The 15,508-nt window shown below is 72.3% G+C and carries 8 protein-coding genes; 1 reads left to right on the forward strand and 7 read right to left on the reverse strand.

Going from position 1 to position 15,508, the window contains the following annotated elements:
* A partial coding sequence (locus AB0E62_RS33825; protein ID WP_362202716.1) for a condensation domain-containing protein occupies positions 1 to 1,565 on the reverse strand: 1,565 nt, incomplete at its 3' end.
* Positions 1,566 to 1,909: 344 nt separating this feature from the next.
* On the opposite strand from AB0E62_RS33825, the gene AB0E62_RS33830 reads away from it, so the two are divergent.
* A complete protein-coding gene (locus AB0E62_RS33830) occupies positions 1,910 to 7,528 on the forward strand; it encodes an amino acid adenylation domain-containing protein (protein ID WP_362202719.1) in 5,619 nt (1,872 codons plus the stop codon).
* Between the two features lie 96 nt (positions 7,529 to 7,624).
* Here the strand turns inward: AB0E62_RS33830 and AB0E62_RS33835 are convergent, their stop codons facing one another.
* The 6 genes from AB0E62_RS33835 to AB0E62_RS33860 all read right to left on the reverse strand — a co-directional run bounded on the left by AB0E62_RS33835 (position 7,625) and on the right by AB0E62_RS33860 (position 15,330).
* A complete protein-coding gene (locus AB0E62_RS33835) occupies positions 7,625 to 9,007 on the reverse strand; it encodes a serine hydroxymethyltransferase (protein WP_362202722.1) in 1,383 nt (460 codons plus the stop codon).
* A 72-nt stretch (positions 9,008 to 9,079) separates the two neighbouring features.
* Complete coding sequence (locus AB0E62_RS33840; protein ID WP_362202725.1) at positions 9,080 to 11,056, reverse strand: radical SAM protein; 1,977 nt, start codon at positions 11,054 to 11,056, stop codon at positions 9,080 to 9,082.
* Positions 11,057 to 11,068: 12 nt separating this feature from the next.
* Complete coding sequence (locus AB0E62_RS33845; RefSeq protein WP_362202728.1) at positions 11,069 to 11,839, reverse strand: alpha/beta fold hydrolase; 771 nt, start codon at positions 11,837 to 11,839, stop codon at positions 11,069 to 11,071.
* A complete protein-coding gene (locus AB0E62_RS33850; protein ID WP_362202731.1) occupies positions 11,836 to 12,114 on the reverse strand; it encodes a phosphopantetheine-binding protein in 279 nt (92 codons plus the stop codon). The genes AB0E62_RS33845 and AB0E62_RS33850 overlap by 4 nt, the downstream gene beginning before the upstream one ends.
* A gap of 82 nt (positions 12,115 to 12,196) precedes the next feature.
* Positions 12,197 to 13,783, reverse strand: coding sequence for an AMP-binding protein (locus AB0E62_RS33855; RefSeq protein WP_362202734.1), 1,587 nt, complete (start codon positions 13,781 to 13,783; stop codon positions 12,197 to 12,199).
* 200 nt (positions 13,784 to 13,983) lie between these two features.
* Positions 13,984 to 15,330, reverse strand: a complete 1,347-nt coding sequence (locus AB0E62_RS33860) for a lysine N(6)-hydroxylase/L-ornithine N(5)-oxygenase family protein (RefSeq protein WP_362202737.1) — start codon at positions 15,328 to 15,330, stop codon at positions 13,984 to 13,986.
* Positions 15,331 to 15,508 lie beyond the last annotated feature (178 nt).

The raw sequence follows: 15,508 nt of genomic DNA on the forward strand, positions 1-15,508 counted from the left end.
GAACGCGGCAGAGCCAACCCCACCAACGACTCCGGACCCACCCCACGCCCCACCAGCACACGCGCCAAACGGTTCGCCCGAGCGTTCAACTCCCCGTACGACAACACCACATCCCCGCACACCACCGCCACCGCCCCCGGATCCACCGCCACCCGCTCCTCCACCAGAGCCGCCAACGACACCCCCGGCACCGGCACACCCGTCTCATTCACCCCCCGCACCAACCACGCACGCTCACCGGCCCCCAGCACCTCCACCCCACCCACACGACACCCCGGATCCGCCACCACCTGACGCAACACCCGAACGAACCGGCCCACCAGAGCCTCCACACTGCCCCGGTCGAACAGATCCGTCGCGTACTCGAGGGTGGCGGACAGGCCGTGGCCGGAGGCGTCCAGGCCGAAACTGAAGTCCAGGTCGAACTTGGCGGTGTGGGTGGGTACCGGCTCCAGTTCGGCCCGTACGCCGGGCAGTTCGAAGGGGATGCGGGAGGTGTCCTGCCAGGCGAACATCACCTGGAACAGCGGGTGGTAGGCGCTGGACCGTTCCGGGTTCAGGGCCTCGACGAGCAGGTCGAAGGGTGCGTCCTGGTGGTCGTAGGCGGCCAGGGCCTTGCTCCGCACCCGGCCCAGCACCTCGCGGAACGTCGGGTTTCCCGACAGGTCGACGCGCAGCACCCAGGTGTTGACGAAGAAGCCGACCAGATCGGCCAGTTCCTCGTCGGTGCGCCCGGCGATCGGGGACCCGATGGAGATGTCCTCACCGCAGCCCAGCCGGCCCAGCAGCACGGCGAGCACCGCCTGGAGCACCATCGGCGCCGACGCGTCATGGGCCCGGGCCAGCTCCTGCACGGCGGCCCAGTCCGCGGGCTCGACGCCGAACTCCACCAGGCCGCCGTCGTGGGTGGGGACGGGCGGCCGGGGCCGGTCGGCAGGCAGGTTCAGGGGCTGTGGCGCTCCTGCCAGTTCCTGTGTCCAGTAGGCGAGTTGCGCCGACAGTTCGCTCTCGGGGTCGTTCTCGTCGCCCAGTACTTCCCGCTGCCAGAGGGTGTAGTCGGCGTACTGGACCGGCAGTTCGTCCCAGGCCGGCTCGCGGCCCGCCAGCCGCGCGGCGTAGGCGGTCGACAGGTCCCGCACGAGGGGTCCCATGGACTCGCCGTCGGCGGCGCTGTGGTGCAGGGTCAGCGCGAGTACGTGCTCCTCGGCGCCGCAGCGCAGGAGCTCCGCGCGGACCGGTGCCTCGGCGGACAGGTCGAAGCGGTGGCCCGCCGCCCGGGCCACCGCTTCGGGCAGGTCGTCCGGCGCCACGTCGGCGATCGGTATGCCGAAGGCCAGTTCGCCGGCCGGTATCACCCGCTGGAACGCCTCGCCGCCGGCCTCCTCCACGAACACCGTCCGCAGGCTCTCGTGCCGCACCAGTACATCCCGTACGGCCGTCACCAACGCATTCACATCCAGCGGGCCCGCGAACCGGAGCGCCACGGGAATGTTGTACGTCGCGGACGGACCCTCGAACCGGTACAGGAACCACAGGCGACGCTGCGCAAACGACAACGGGATCATTTCGTCTCTACTCCCCTGCTCAAATCTTCGCGGGCGAGTCACTTCGGGAATTCACCCCGAGACCCGTTCGATATCCGCTGCTGTATCAGGAAAACAGAATTGTTCCGCCCGGTATTTTCGGCTTCGGTTCCGGTGCGGGGCCGTCCTGTCGACGGGACACGTTATGGGCCGGGGTCACACCCTCCATTGGCCGCTGTCGAACACTACGGTATAACGATCTGCGTATCCATAGCGGACGTCCTTTCCCGCGCCGTCTTCCAGGGGATCTCCCGGTATATCGAAGAGCGCGATCCGGTCGACGTCGGCCCACTGGCGTGTGTTCCGTTCGTGAGAGGAGCAGGAAAGTGAACCGTGCCCCCTGCCGGGACACCTCGGAACCGGAGGTCGCGCCGGTGCTGATGCCGACGGACCGACCGCGGGGGCCGGGGCTGCCGCCCCGGCGCCCCGCGGTGGAGCGCGCCGGACCCGCGGGCGAGACCGCGGCTTCCGGCGCCCGCCGGGAGGACCTGCTCCTCGCCGCTTTCGCGGCGCTGCTGCACCGCTGCACCGGTCACGAGCGCGTCGTCGTCGACCGGACGGACCGGGCCGGCCGCACCGAGCGGACCCGTCTCGTCGTCACCGGCGGGTCGACGCTGCGCGAGGTGGCGGACAGCGCGGAATCCACGGATACCGGCGGGGCCCCGCCGGTCGGCGTGCGCTTCGCGGGCCCCGGTGCGGCGCCGGGCGGTGACGGGACGTCACCGTACGAACTCCTGCTGGTCGTGGGGTCCGAGAGCCGCGGACGCCGGTCCCTGGAACTCCACTACGACGCCGCCCTGTTCGACCGCGCCACGGCCGCGCGGCTGCTCGCACACTATGGGACGCTGGTCGAGGACGCGACCCGGTTCCCGGACCGTCCGGTGGGCCGGCTGCGGCTGCTGACCGACGCGCAGCAGCGGCGCATGCTCGTGGAGTGGAACAGGACCGAGGCCGATCTGCCGCACGGCACCTGTCTGCACGAGGCGTTCGAGGACCGTGCGCGCCGCGCCCCCGACGCCATCGCCGTCGTACACGGCGCCGAACGGTGGAGCTACGGCCGGATCGACACGGCCGCCAACCGCGTCGCCCACCACCTGCGGGCGCTCGGGGTCGGCCCGGACGTGCGGGTCGGGCTGTGCCTCGACCGCTCGCCCGCCCTGCTGGTGGCCGTGCTCGGCATCCTGAAGGCCGGTGGCGCCTATGTGCCGATCGACCCGGACTATCCGGCGGAGCGGATCGCCGCGATGGTCGACGGGACCTCCTGCGCCCTGATGATCAGCCGTCGGGCGCTGACCGCCAACCTGCCCGCGGCGGGCGCCGGGATCCCGTCGCTGCTGCTCGACCGGGACGCCGGTGTGCTCGCCGCCCGGCCCGGGCACGCCCCGGACGGCACCGCGGGGCCCGACAACCTGTGCTATGTCATCCACACCTCCGGCTCCACCGGTGCGCCCAAGCCGATCGCCCTGCGTCACCGCGGGGTCATGAACAACCTCGCGGACCTCAACGGCCGGTTCGGGGTGGGCCCGGGGGACGCGGTGCTCGCGCTGTCCTCGCCGAGCTTCGACATGTCCGTCTACGAGTTCCTCGGCATGACCCTCGCGGGCGGCACCGTGGTGGTCCCCGAGGCGGAGCGCGCCAAGGATCCCGCCCACTGGACGGATCTGCTCACCGGCCACGGTGTCACGGTGTGGAACTCCGCCCCGGCCCTGCTGGGTCTGCTGACCGACCATCTGGAGCAGTCCGGTGTCCGGGAACTGCCCGGTCTGCGGCTCGCGATGCTCGGCGGCGACTGGGTGCCGGTGACGCTGCCCGACCGGGTGCGGGCGTTCGCGCCGGGGCTGCGTTTCATCGTCATGGGCGGGGCCACCGAGGCATCCATCCACTCGACCGTCTACGAGGTCGGCGCGGTCGACCCCGGCTGGGCGAGCATCCCGTACGGCCGCCCGATGGCCAACCAGCGCGCGTACATCCTCGACGAGGCGCGCCGGCCGGTGCCGCCCGGTGTGCCGGGCGAGCTGTATCTCGCGGGGATCGGTCTCGCCCGCGGCTACCTCGGCCGGCCCGAGCACACCGCGGAGCGGTTCGTGGACTGGTCGTACGGCGAGGTACGGGGCGAGCGCCTGTACCGCACGGGGGACCTGGCCCGGTTCGGCGAGGACGGTCTGATCGAGCTGCTGGGCCGGATGGACTTCCAGGTCAAGATCAACGGGCTGCGGGTGGAGCTCGGGGAGGTCGAGGCCGCCGTGCGCGCGCATCCCGGCGTGCGGGAGACGGTGGTGGCGGCCCGCGACGGGCGCCTGATCGCCTACGTCGTTCCCGTCGGGCCGGGCCGGGTGGCCGAAGGAGAGCTGCGCGCCGTTGTGGCCGGGCGGCTGCCGGAGTACATGGTGCCGCGGGCGTTCGTGACGCTCGACGAGCTGCCGCTCACCCCGAACGGCAAGCTGGACCGCGCGCACCTGCCCGAACCCGACTTCACCGGCGCCCCCTACCGGGCGCCGCGGTCGGCGGCGGAACGGTTGCTCGCCGAGGTCGTCGCGGAGGTGCTGGGCCGGGAGCGGGTCGGGGTGGACGACGACTTCCTGACGGTGGGTGGTGACAGCGTGCGCGCCGTCCAGGTGGTGACGCGGGCCCGGTCCCGGGGGTGGGAGATCACCGCCCGGCAGGTGCTCGAGCACCGGACCGTCGCCGCGCTCGCCCCGCTCGCGACCGGCACGGACACGGCCGGGGACGGCTCCGAGGACGCCCCCGGGCCGCTGCCGGCCGCGGACCGGGCCGATGTCGAGGCGTGGCGGCGGCGCCTGCCCGGGCTGTCGGACGTATGGCCGCTGACGCCGATGCAGTCGGGGATGCTGGTCGAGTCGATGCGCAACGACACCGGCGACGACACGTACCTGGTGCAGACGGTCTACCACCTGTCCGGCCGGGTCGACGCCGCCCGGCTGCGCGCGGCCGGCCAGGCCCTGCTGGAGCGGTACGCCAGTCTGCGCGTGGCCTTCGTCCCGGACGCCGCCGACAACGTGGCGCAGGTCGTGGTGGACGGCGTGGAGCTGCCGTGGCGGGAGTTCGACCTCGGCGGGGCGGCGGAAGGAGAGCGGGCTGTGGCGCTGCGGCGGTTCCTCGCCGCGGACCGGGCCGTGCGTTTCGACCCGGCCACCCCGCCGCTGCTGCGGATGGCTTTGGTGCGGCTGGGTCCCGACCGCGCCGACCTGGTCCTCACCGCGCACCACGCGCTCATCGACGGCTGGTCGGAGCAGGTGCTCGCGCGGGACCTGCTCCGGCTGTACGCCGCCGGCGGGGACGCGTCGGCGCTGGAACCGGTGCGCGGCTTCCGGGACTTCCTGGTGTGGCTGTCGCGGCGCGACCACGAGGAGAGCGCCCGGGCCTGGTCCGAGGAACTGGCCGGGCTGGACGGGCCCACCCTGGTGACCCCGCCCGGGGCGGCGCCGGATGCGGCCGCGGGGGTGGGTGAGATCGCCGTGCCGCTGTCGTCGGCGCAGGTGCGGCGCCTGGCCGGGTCCTGCGCCCGGCTGGGTGTGACGGTCAACTCGTTGGTGCAGGGGGCGTGGGCGGTGCTGCTCTCCGCGCTGACCGGCCGCACGGACGTCGTGTTCGGCGCCACCGTCTCCGGGCGGCCCGGCGCGCTGCGGGACGTGGAGTCGATGGTCGGGCTGTTCATCAACACCGTCCCGGTGCGCGTGCGTTGCGCGCCGGGCGAGACGGCGGCCGGGCTGCTGACCGGGCTGCGGGACCGGCAGACCGCGCTGCTGGACCATCACCACCTCGGGCTGGCCGAGATCCACCGGGCCACCGGACTGGACGCGCTGTTCGACACGCTGGTGGTGTTCCAGTCGTACCCGGCGGGCCGCGCCGGCGCCGGGACGGGCGCGGCGGCCGGGGTCGAGGTCACCGGCGTCGATTCACTGGGAACCGTGAACTATCCGCTGGCCCTGTTCGTGGAACCGGACCGGTTGGCCTTGCAGTACCACCGGGGCGTGTACGACGAGGAGACGGCCGGTGCCCTCATGGCCCGGTTCCGTTCGGTCATGGACCAGCTGGCCTCGGCACCCGGCGGGCGGCTGGCCGCGGTGGAGCTGCTGCTGGACACCGAACGCCGGGAGTACCCGGACCGGCCGGATGACATCACGAGGGCGGTCGCGCACCCCGGCGGCACCGTGCCCGAGCTGTTCGAGCGGCAGACGGCGGCCCGGCCGGACGCGGTCGCCGTGGTCGGTGGCGGGCACACGACGACGTACGGAGAGCTTCGGGCCCGGGCCGAGCGGCTGGCCCGCGCGCTGGCCGGCGAGGGCATCGGCCCCGAGTCGCTGGTCGCGCTCGCGGTGCCGCGCTCCGCGCAGCTGGCGGTGGCGCTGCTCGGGACGCTGATGTCCGGCGCCGCGTACGTGCCGGCCGGCACCGGCGGTGCCGGCCGGGAAGCGGAGCCCAGGGCGTCGCGAACGCTCACCCTGACGGACGTCGACACCCTGACGGACGTCGACACTCGGACGGGCATCGATGCTCTGCCGGACATCGGCACTCCGACGGACGGGGACCGAGCCGATCGGTTCGGCGGGGGGCACCTCCGGCCCCCGCGGGACGGGCACCTGGCGTGCCTGCGTCGTCCGCCCGGATCCCGGGCCGGCACGGCCGGCGCGGCGGTCGGGCACGGCGCGCTCGCGGAGGGCGTGCTGCGCTTCGCGTCCGGCGCGGGCCTGACCCGGGGGACGCGGATGCTGGCCGCCTCGCCGCACCCGGACGCGGCCGCCTTCGAGATCCTCGCCGCGCTGTGCGCGGGCGCCGGCGTCGAGTTGGCCGACGACCTCGGGGCGCTCGGCCGGCGAGGCGGCTGGAAGGGGGAGGTGATCAGCACGGCCGCGCCGCTCTTCGCCGGAGTGCTGGACCGCGCCCCGGGCACGTTCGAGGCGGGCACGGTGGTGTTCACCGGGGACGCGCTGTCCGGTCCTTTCGTGCGGCGCGTCCGCGAGGCGATGCCGGGGGCGCGGGTCGTCGGTGTGTACGGGCCCGCCGAAACGGCCGGCGCCACCGTGTCCGCCGCCCCCGCGGACGGGACCGGCGCCGGCGGCCCCGTGCTCGGCGCCCCGCTCGGCGGCGTACGGTGCCATGTGCTGAGCCCCGCGCTGCGGCCCCTCCCCGTGGGCATGACGGGGGAGCTGTACGTGGCGGGAGCGGTGGCGCACGGCTACCCGGACGACCCCGCTCTGACGGCACGGCGGTTCGTCGCCGACCCCTGCGGCCCGCCCGGCGCCCGGATGTACCGCACCGGCGACCTGGCCCGGTGGAACGCCGACGGACTGCTGGAGTACGCGGGGCCCGCCGACGCCCCGGCGACGGTGCGCGGCCGCCCGGTCCGCACGGGCGACGTCGAGCGCGTCCTGGCCGCGCATCCCGGGGTGGCGCGGGCGGTGGTCGTCGCGTACGGGCCCGCGGAGACCGGCGGTGACGACCGGCTCGTCGGCTATGTCGTGCCCCTGCCGGGCGACGGCGGCGCGACGCCCGGCGAGCTGCGCGAGTTCGTGGCCCGGCGGCTGCCGGACCACATGGTGCCCCCGGTCGTGGTGACGGTGGCCGAGCCGCCGGTGACGGCGGAGGGGACCGTGGACCGCGACGCCCTGCCCGACCCGGGGGCCGAGGCCGCCGGCGTCGCGTACCGGGCGGGGCGCACCCCGCGGGAGGAGGCGCTCTGCGCGATGCTGGCCGAGCTGACCGGCGCGGACCGGGTGGGGATCGACGACAACTTCCTCGCCCTCGGCGTCAATTCGCTGCTGGCCGCCAAGATCGTCGGCCGGCTGCACAGGACGCTCGGCGTCAAGGCGTCGATACGGCTGATCTACCGGTACCCGACGGTCGCGAAGCTCGCCGGCCGGCTCGACACGGCACCCGCCAAGGACCGTCCCCGTCTGCGCAGGATGCCCGGGCGGCAGGCGTGACGCCTGCCGCCCCGCGGACGGGGACGCGGAGCGGCCCCGGTGACCGTGGTCACCGGGGCCGCTCCCGTTCCGTCTCCCCGCCCGCTAGGGCCCGTCTCAGACGAGGAGCGAGGCGTCCTGGTAGAGCGTGGGGAAGCGCCCGCAGACCTCGGCGACCCGCTCGCGGATCTCCGCGCGGGTCCGCGGTGCCAGGACGTAGTCCCGGTCTCCGGCGGGCTCCACCGCGCCGAGGACCCGGTCGAGCAGGTCGGCGCAGGTCTCCATGTCCTCCTCCCGCATGCCCCGCTGGGCGGCGATGTTGGTGCCCAGCCGCAGGCCGCTGGTGACCAGGGCGGGCTTGCGGTCCCCGGGGATCCGGTTGCGGTTGGCGAGGATGCCGCAGCTCTCCAGGGCGGATTCGGCGACCGCACCGGTGATGCCGCGCCGGTAGGTGTCCAGCAGCACCATGTGGTTGTCGGTGCCGCCCGTCAGCACCGGCCATCCCCGCTTGTCCAGGGCGACGGCCAGCGCCGCCGCGTCCGCCGCGATGGTGCGGGCGGTCTCGGTGAACTCCGGCTGCGCCACGAGGGCCAGTGCCCGGGCCTTCGCGGCGATGCCGACCGGGTTGGGGGTGCCCTGCGACTGGGGGAACACACCGCGCTGCATCAGCTTGGCGAGGGGCGTGCCGTCGGGGCCCGGCCGCTCGAATTCCTCGCCGCTGAGGATGAGCCCGCCGCGCGGCCCCCCGAGCTGCTTGTAGGTACTGGCCGTGGTGAGGTGGGCCAGGTCGATCGGGCTGGGGTGCACGCCCGCGGCCACGAGTCCCGCGATGTGCGAGATGTCGGCGAGCAGATACGCCCCGACGGAGTCGCTGATCGTACGGAACCGCGCGTAGTCGGGTGTCCGGGGGTAGGCGCTGGCGCCGACGATGACCAGCCGGGGCCGGTGCTTCTCGGCGAGCCTGGCGACGGCGCTCTCGTCGATGTACCCGTCCCGGTCCAGGCCGTAGTGCACCACGTCGAAGTAGCGTCCCGTGACCGACGCCCGGGCGCCGTGGGTGAGGTGGCCGCCCGAGTCCAGGTCCAGGCTCAGGATGGTGTCGCCCGGGGAGAGCAGCGCGAAGATGACGGCCAGGTTGGCCGACGAGCACGAGTGCGGCTGGACGTTGGCGTAGCGCGCGCCGAACGCCGTCTTGGCGCGCTCCACCGCCAGCCGCTCCACGTCGTCGAACTGCGCGGCCCCCGGGTGGTAGCGGGCGCCCGGGTAGCCCTCGGCGGTGGTGTTGGCGAGCGCGGACCCCGCGGCGGACAGCACCGAGGGCGCGGCCAGGCTCGCGTGGGCGACGAGTTGCAGGGTGTCGTTCTGGTACGACACCTCGCGGTCGAGCAGGAAGGACAGTGCGGGGTCCTCGTTGCGGAGCTCCTCGCTGCCCCGGGCCAGCAGGTCCGCGTGGTGTGCGGCCGGGCCGTGGTTCCCCGCCCGGTTCCTGGTCAGAGCCACGTGTACTCCTCACGGTGGTGATGGGGTTCGGCCGGCGCCGGGGCGGCGGCCGGCCCGCTGAGGCGCCCCGGCTCACGCGACGGGGACAAGGGCCTCCGCCGATGCCACCTGGATGGTGGGCAGGATCTCCCGTGAGCGCAGCACCATGCCGTGGCAGTAGTTGGCGTTGTGCTCCAGGCTGCGCTGCGGCATGTACGGCATCTTCTGCCGGCCGCGGTGGTCGATGTGCAGGGTGACCCGCTCCGCTCCCGTGTCGTCGGCCTGCAGCATCTCCCGTCCCACCAGCAGGCGCAGCAGCTCCGCCGACACCTCGGCCGCGAAGCCCTGCGGGTGCGGCTGGTCGCGCAGGACGATCTCGGTGAACGCGTAGTCCGGAGTGCGCACCGGTTCCCGGTAGATGTAGGCCCGCGTGAGGAGGTCCATCTCGAACGCCTGGCGGGCCATCGGGTCGGCCCACCAGTCCTGGGCGGTGACGAAGTCGGCCAGCAGCCGGTCGAACTCGTCGCGGTGCGAGCTGAGGATCATGTGGGCGGTCTTGCCGGTGTTCAGCAGGTCGTAGTTGGCGAGGTCCTGCGTCTGCTGCACGAGGAACCGGCCCACTTCCGTGTCGGTCCTGGTGCGGAAGTAGCGGGACACCTGGGAGAACAGCTCGCCGTAGGAGACGATCCCCGCCGTGTCGAGGTATCCGGAGAGCACGAACAGGGCCCGCATGTTGTACAGCGTGTAGAGCGCGTGGTTGACCCAGTAGCCGTCGCGGCAGTCGTCCTCGGTCACCCACTTGGTGCCGAGCACCACCTCGGCCTCGGAGACGTCGCTGGGCACCTCGGCGGTCACGATGCCGAGGGCCTCCCGCTGCCCGTACATGGGCGTGTTGTGCAGGAACAGCTGCGGGTAGACGATGATGGTGTCCGCGTAGGAGCGGCAGAGCCGGGTCAGTCCGTCCTTGAACGACTCCAGGGTCTCACCGGGCAGCGGCCAGATCATCTCCACGTACGAGCTGATGCGCTTCTCGCGCAGCAGCCGCTGCAGTCCGATGTAGGTCTCCTCCCGGATGTTCTTGCGGTCCACCATCTCCAGCGTGGATTCGTTCATGGTCTGCAGCGAGATGGGCTGGCTGACCATCAGTCCGCCGCGCACGAAGATCTCGGTGATCTCCGCCATGCGCTCGGGGCGGTTCTTGGCGGCGGCCATGTGGATGATCAGCGGGTAGCCGTTCTCCTCGCTGCACTGGACGATGTACTCGCTCAGCGTGACATCGCGGGGTGACAGGCCCCAGTTGGCGTCGGCGATCATCAGCGCCGAGTACTGGTGCTCGCTGATCCACTTGAGTTCGGCCTTGATGCGGTCCTCTTCGAACTTGTTGACCTTGGAGTTGGTGGCCGCGCCCCAGTAGCAGAAGGTGCAGCGGAACGGGCAGCCGCGGTTGGTCTCCATGATGGCGAAACTGAACTCGTGGCCCTCGAAGACGCCGTTGAGGAACGGCGACGGGATGTCCATCAGGTTCTGGATCCTGGGTGCCGGCGCGGTGGTGACCAGCTCGCCCCCGGACCGGAAGCTGAGCCCGGGGACCTGCCGCAGGTCGGGGGTGTCCGAGGCGAGCTGCCGGATCAGCTCCAGGGACGTACGCTCCCCCTCGCCGTTGCACACGTAGACGTTCTCGGCGCCTTCGTCGAGGTACGTCGCCGCGTGGTTCATCACCTGCGGCCCGCCCAGCAGGTAGTGCGCGTCGGGGCGCAGGGCGCGCAGCTCCGCCAGTACCCAGCGGACCAGCTTCATGTTCCAGATGTAGCAGCTGAACGTGTAGAGGTGCGCGTCCTTGGCGGCGAGCTCCCGGACCATCCGGTGCCGGTCCTCGGAGATCGGGTAGGACACGATCTCGAAGGTGTGGGCCGCGCCGACGGCCGGGTCGTCCTGCGCGTACGCCTGGATGTACCCGGAAGCCAGCGGCAGGATGTTCTCGTAGGTGGGAAGTTCCACCAGAACGATCTTTCTGCGTTCCGGTACGGCGGTCCGGGCATCGGTTGCGACGGCGGATTCGGGACTGGACATGCTCGCGGTCTCCTATTCCTTCTGCTCGCTGTGAACGCGCGCGAGATACGTGGACAGGACGGCCGAGAAGGCGGCCGTGTCGCCGTGGTAGTAGAAGTGCTCGCCCGCCATGAGATGCGTGGCGCACTCCGCCGCGCCCAGCTCGCGCCAGCGGTCGATCTCGGCGCCCGGGACCAGTGCGTCACGGTCACCGCCGAACGCCACGATCGGAATGCGCAGCCTGCGCCCGGGCGCGCCGTACGCGTAGTTGTTGACGAGTTCCAGGTCGGCCCGCAGCGTTTCCAGGGCCAGCACCATGAGATCCGGGGAATCGAGAAGGCTCTGCGGGATTCCGTTGCAGATGTCCATCAGTTCCAGCAGGTGCTCGTCCGATATCTCCACACCGGGCGCCGGGTACGGCTGGAGCCGGTGCGGGGGGACGGCACCCGAGGCGAAGAGGACGGCGGGCGGGCGTCCCGCCGACTGCCGCCGCCAGCACAGCTCGAACCCGATGTAGGCGCCCATGCTGTGGCCGAAGACGTGCAGCGGTCCTTCGTGATCGTCCAGCGCGTCGAGGAGTTCGTCGACGATGCGGTGGAGGTCCGCCTGCGCGGGCTCGCGGGCGCGTGAGGCCCGGCCGGGGTACTGGGCCGCGAGGATGCGCGGGCCGTCGGGGAACCAGTGCGCCCACCCGGCGTAGTTCTGTGCCGAGCCGCCGGCGTGGGGCAGCAGGAGCAGCGTCTCCGGTGCGGTGTCGGGCGTCGCCTGCCGCACCTCCCACAGGCACGCTCCGGCCTTGTTCACGCGCTTTCCCGCGCGGGCGGCCGTCCCTGCCCGGCCACCAGGCGGTCGATGCGCGCGGCCAGGTCGGCGAGGACCGGTGCGTCCAGCAGGACCCGGACCGTGAACTTGACCTGCCAGGCCCGGCACGCCTTCAGGACCACCGTGGTGGCGAGCAGGCTGTCCCCGCCGATCTCGAAGAAGTCCTGGTCGCGCTTGACCTTGTCCAGCCGCAGCACCTCGGCCCAGATCTCCGCGAGCCGCCGCTCGGTCGGTGTGCTGTACTCGTTGTCTTCCATGGGGCACCCCTGTTCGGGTCGATACGGTTGTGTGCACTTCTCCGGGGACGGACGTCCCCGCCGGCCGGGTGGCGGGCGGGCGTCACGACGGCGCGAGCACGGCGGCGATGGCGTCCCGGTCGACCTTTCCGCTGGGGGTGCGCGGCAGTTCCGGCAGCACGGTGATCGACACCGGCAGGGACCGCTCGGGCAGCAGCTCGGCGAGTGCCTTGAGCACCCGGTCGCCGTCGAACTCGTCCGCGGCCACGTCCGATGTGACGGCGGTGCGCAGCTGGCGTGAGCCCTGGACGGCCTCCACCGCCACGGTGACCGCCTCCACCACGCCCGGCTGCTCCAGCAGGCAGGCGTCCACCTCGAGGGGGTTCACCCGGACCCCGCGGATCTTCACCTCGTGGTCGAGCCGGCTCAGCAGGTGCACGGTGCCGCCGTCGACGCGCACCAGGTCCCCGGTCCGGAAGAGGCGGTGGTGGCCGTACGGGGTCGGTTCGTCCAGGGTGATGTACCGCTCGGCGTTGAGCGCGGGCTGGTTCAGGTAGCCGACCGACACCGGCGCGCCCGCGACCAGCAGTTCGCCCACCGACGGCTCCTCGGGCCGGGTCGGGGCGACCAGGATCTCGCAGCCCGGCAGCGGGAGCCCGATCGGGGGGAGGGCGGGCCACTCGTCGCTGGGGCCCGTGAGCGTGTGCACCGTCACCATCGCGGACTCGCTCTGCCCGTAGTGGTTGTTCAGCCGGCAGCCGGGCAGCCGGCGGAACAGTTCCCGCACGGCCGGGGTGCACACGAGTTGCTCGCCCGCGGTGTTCACCTCCACGAGGGCGAGCCGCTCCAGCGTGTCCGCGGCCTCGGCGGCCACGGCGACCATGTGCAGGGCGACGTACGGCAGGAAGAGACGCTCGATGCGGTGGTCGGCGAGCCAGTCCAGGAGGGCGATGGGGTCGCGTCGCAGGAGTTCGGGCATGACGACGAGCGTCCCGCCGCCGCACAGCGTCCCGAGCACCTCCTGGAACCACACGTCGAAGTTGAGCGGCGTGAACTGGGCCGTGCGCAGGTCGGGCCGTACCGAGTGCCGCCACTGCCACGCCGCCATGTTGTCGACGCAGCGGTGCGGCAGGGCGACCCCCTTGGGCAGGCCGGTGGAGCCGGACGTGTAGATGACGTACACGGGCAGGTCGGGCCGGCAGGGCAGCCGGGTCAGCGCGTCGGCCGCCGCGTCGTCGGCCAGGTCCGGTGCCGCGGGGACGCGGACCGCGGGCGTCCCCGGGTCGAAGGCGGGTTCGGCACCGCTGTACAGCAGCAGGCGGGCCCGGCTGTCGGCGGCCATGTGCTCCAGCCGTCTGACCGGGTAGGCGGCGTCGAGGGGCACGTAGGCCGCTCCCACGCTCACCGCGGCCAGCATCGCCGCGACGACCGGGGCGCCGCGGGGTCCCGTGACGGCCACCCGGTCGCCCGGGCGTACGCCGTGCCGGACCAGGACCTCGGCGATCCCGGCGGCCCAGGTCGCGAGCCTGCCGTAGGTCAGCTCGTCCGCGCCGTCCCGCACCGCGACGGTGTCCGCCCGCGTTCGCGCGGTGTCGGCGAACGCGGCGAGCAGGCACCGCGTCTCGGCCTCACCGCCCCAGAGGCGGTGCGGGTCCCGGCCCGCCTCGGACGTCCTTGGTTCCTTGCTCATCGCTGCCCCCTGGGCGTGGTCACGTGGCCGGGTCCTGACCCTCGTACTGGGCGTGCTCGGGTCCGGGCCCGGTGCGGCGAGAGTGTGTGCATGGCGTCGCGAGGCAGGCGGGAGTCTGACGACAGGGCCTGGGTATTGCGCGTCGCGCACCGCGGGTCCGCCGTCCCGTCGGCGGGACAGCGGGCGCGCGCACGGGCCGGTCAGCCGGTCCGGGTGGCCGTGCCGAGGGGCGCCGCCGGTACGAGGTCCAGCCCGGCGCGCCTGCGGACGATGGAGTCGGCGATCTCCCCGCTGCGCACGGCGAGGTTGGACAGCAGCGACGACGTCAGGCCGTGGGTGTGCTCGGTGCCGCCCTGGAGGTAGATCCCGCACGGCAGCCCCGGCTCGGTGACGAGCCGGTAGTCGCGTTCCGCCCGGTACCGGCCCGCCTCGTCGCGCAGGCAGTAGGGGTCGAGGTCGCGCAGCAGCCCGGTCGGCTGCATCGCGTCGTACCCGGTGGCGAAGACGAGCGCGTCCACGTCCAGCGGCTGGGGCTCGCTGTCGAGCAGCGAGCGCAGACCGACGCGCAGCTCGCTGCCGATCCGCTGCACCTCGCCCACCCGGGTCAGGTTGAGGAAGTGCAGCCGCCTGTCGTTGCGCACGTCCTCGTCGTAGGAGCGCCGGTGCAGGTCCCTGATGATCTCGTCGTCGACCACCGAGTAGTTGGTGTTCTTGTGGTAGCGCCAGAACGCCTCGCGCGTCTGCTCGGTGCCGAAGTAGTACTGGTCCACTGCACCGGGGTCGAACACCTGGTTGGCGAAGGGCGTGTCGTCCGCGACGGAGTACCCGTACGACGGGATGACCGCGTAGACCTGTGCGTGCGGCAAGGCGTCGTGCAGGAACCTGGTCACCTCGGCCGCGCTCTGTCCGGCCCCGACGACCGCGACCTTCTTCAGATCGTGCGGATCGGTCCGGCCGTACTTCTCCAGGAACTCCGAGCTGTGCCACACCCGGTCGTCGCGCTCCACCCCGGCCGGCATGCGCGGCACCAGCCCCGTCGAGATGACCACGTTGCGGGCGCCGACCGTCCTGCGGCCGCCTCCGGCGCGGTCCCGGACCTCCACCCTGAGGTGGGCCGGCTCCGCCGGACCGGAGTCCGGTGCCAGCCGGATCGCGGTGACCTCCGAGCCGTAGGAGATCCGGTCGCTGAAGTTCGACTCCGCCCATTCGAGATACTGGTGGAATTCCTGACGCGTCGGGAAGAAGGTCTGGTTGTTGACGAACTGGACCAGCCTGCCCGATGTGTGCAGGTAGGAGATGAAGCTGTACCGCGACACCGGATTGCGGAAGGTGGCCAGGTCCTTCAGGAAAGAGATCTGCATGGTGGCCGAGGGCAGCAGCATGTTGCGGTGCCAGCCGAAGGACGGCTGCCGCTCGAAGAACGCGACGCTGATCGGACGGGCCGAAACATTCGCCTCGTGTTCTTCCAGCGCAATGGCGAGCGACAGGTTGGACGGGCCGAACCCGATTCCCACCACGTCGTAGGTCTCGCGTGCATAAGCATCCATAGACGACTCTCACCCTAGCGTCGTTGTCACAGGGGATTGTGCGGAAACCGCCGACTCTCTCCGACCGTACTCTTTGCTAGTCTCGGAATCTCTCGGCCGATGATCCGTTACGCAAATTCAGCATTACGCTGGATAACACGTGCAGCCAACGTAGAGCGTTCGGCCACTCCATTCAAGA

It is taken from the genome of Streptomyces sp. NPDC038707, from assembly GCF_040636485.1.
GTDB lineage: Bacteria > Actinomycetota > Actinomycetes > Streptomycetales > Streptomycetaceae > Streptomyces.

Excerpts from the sequence above, each read along its gene's own strand:
- AB0E62_RS33840 (WP_362202725.1), bottom strand. The coding sequence starts at position 11,056 with ATGTCCAGTCCCGAATCCGCCGTCGCAACCGATGCCCGGACCGCCGTA.
- AB0E62_RS33850 (WP_362202731.1), bottom strand. The coding sequence starts at position 12,114 with ATGGAAGACAACGAGTACAGCACACCGACCGAGCGGCGGCTCGCGGAG.
- AB0E62_RS33855 (WP_362202734.1), bottom strand. The coding sequence starts at position 13,783 with ATGAGCAAGGAACCAAGGACGTCCGAGGCGGGCCGGGACCCGCACCGC.
- AB0E62_RS33860 (WP_362202737.1), bottom strand. The coding sequence starts at position 15,330 with ATGGATGCTTATGCACGCGAGACCTACGACGTGGTGGGAATCGGGTTC.